The organism is Flavobacterium sp., from assembly GCF_031363805.1.
In the GTDB taxonomy this organism is placed as follows: Bacteria; Bacteroidota; Bacteroidia; order Flavobacteriales; family Flavobacteriaceae; genus Flavobacterium.
Window position 1 is genome coordinate 1 of record NZ_JANLVD010000175.1, and the last position, 2,235, is coordinate 2,235.

1 protein-coding gene is annotated in these 2,235 nt (G+C 31.4%); it reads left to right on the top strand.

Annotated features, from left to right (window positions below):
* Positions 1–115 precede the first annotated feature (115 nt).
* A partial coding sequence (locus tag RMN92_RS10005) for an endonuclease MutS2 (protein WP_309609309.1) occupies positions 116–2,235 on the top strand: 2,120 nt, incomplete at its 3' end.

A 2,235-nucleotide genomic window follows, 5' to 3' on the forward strand; every position in this document is an offset into this window, starting at 1 on the left:
TTTTGCCAAGATTCATGAATATTTACTTGCATTTTATATTTTTTATCAAAAATATAAAATCTATATCAATTATGCGTTTAAACATTTGTAACTTTGTTTTATTCTAAATATATCAATGATTTCAATTACCGAAAAAACACTTCAAGACTTACAATTTTCAACCGTTTTAGAAACCGTATCCAACATTTGTAACACAGATATTGGCAAACAAAAAGCTTTGGAAATCAAACCTTTCCAAGACGAACAAAGTTTGATGACAGCGTTGTATCAAACCTCGGAATATGTATCTTCTTTTCAAAACAATAATGCCATTCCAAATCATGGTTTTGACGCCATTTCGCACGAAATTAGATTTTTGGCTATTGAAGATAGCTTCCTGGAAGTAGGCAGTTTTAGAAAAATTACCACATTATCCGAAACTACTAATGTTCAATTACAATATTTTAAAAAATTTGAAGAATACTATCCAAATCTATATAAAAAATCTAGTCAAATTGAATTCACAAAAGTAATTATCAATTCTATTGACGATGTGGTTGACAAATATGGAGAAATAAAAGACAATGCATCGCCTGATTTATTAAATATTCGAAGAGATATAAATGCGGTTCGAGGCAAAGTGAACCAAAGTTTTGGTATGGCATTGAGCCAATACAATAGTTTAGGTTATTTGGACGATATTAAAGAAAGTTTTGTAAATAATCGTAGAGTTCTGGCTGTTTTAGCCATGTACCGCCGAAAGGTAAAAGGCACTATTTTAGGAAGCTCAAAAACGGGCAGTTTGGCTTTTATTGAACCCGAAGCTACCTTGCGATATTCGAGAGAATTGAGTAATTTGGAATATGAAGAAAAAGAAGAAATCACCCGTATTTTAAAACAATTAACCAATACGATTAGACCCTTTCTTCCTTTAATAATTCAGTACCAGGATTTTTTGAGCGATATAGATGTTATCGCTGCCAAAGCGAAATATGCCAATAAAATCAATGGAATTTTACCCAATATAACCAAAGAGCGCAGGGTCTATTTTAAAGATGCCTTCCACCCTATTTTATATTTAAACAACAAAGCAAGCAACGAAATTACGCATTCTCAAACGATTGAATTTAACTTAGAAAATAGAATTATAGTTATTTCTGGACCGAATGCGGGCGGAAAAACCATTTCATTAAAAACAGTAGGATTATTGCAATTGATGTTACAATCAGCTTTATTAATTCCTGTTCATGAACGCAGTGAAACTTGCTTGTTTGATAGGATTCTGACAGATATTGGCGACAATCAATCTATCGAAAATCATTTGAGTACATATAGTTACCGATTAAAAAATATGAACTATTTTTTAAAAAAGTGTAATGCCAAAACATTATTTTTAATTGATGAATTTGGGACAGGCTCAGATCCAGATTTGGGTGGCGCATTAGCAGAAATTTTTTTAGAAGAATTTTACCACCGTGAAGCTTTTGGAATTATAACTACACATTATACAAATTTAAAAATACTGGCAAATGAATTGCCTTTTGCAACTAATGCCAACATGCTTTTTGATGAAAAATCACTGGAGCCGATGTATAAACTGGCTTTAGGTCAGGCAGGAAGTTCTTTCACATTTGAAGTAGCTCAAAAAAACGGTATTCCTTTTGGTTTAATAAACAGAGCCAAAAAGAAAATTGAAACTGGAAAAGTACGTTTTGATAAAACCATTGCTAATCTGCAAAAAGAACGCTCCAAAATGGAGAAAACTGCGATGACTTTGAAAGAAGAAGAAACCAAAGCGCGAGAAGAAAGTAAAAAAATGGAAACCATTAATGCTAAAGTCAAACAAAAACTAGAAAACTACCAAGAACTTTACGATAGCAATCAAAAAACGATTTATTTAGGTCAGAAAATTGAAGCCATTTCAGAAAAATATTTCAACAATAAAAATAAGAAAGAACTTTTGGGTGAATTTTTAAAAGTAATTGAAATTGAAAATTCCAAACGCAAAAAAGCAACTGCCAAAGAAATTGTTGTTCAAAAAGAAAAGGAAAAAGAAATTATCAAAGAAGTCACGGTTCAAGTCGATGAAATTCGAGCAGAAAAAAAAGAAAAAAAACTTAAAGCAACGCTCGTACCAGAAAAACCAAAAGTAATTTTGAAAGTTGGAGATAGAGTAAAAATGTTCGATGGCAGAGCAATTGGAAGTATCGATAAGATAGAAAAAAATAAGGCTATTGTAAATTATGGATTGTTTAC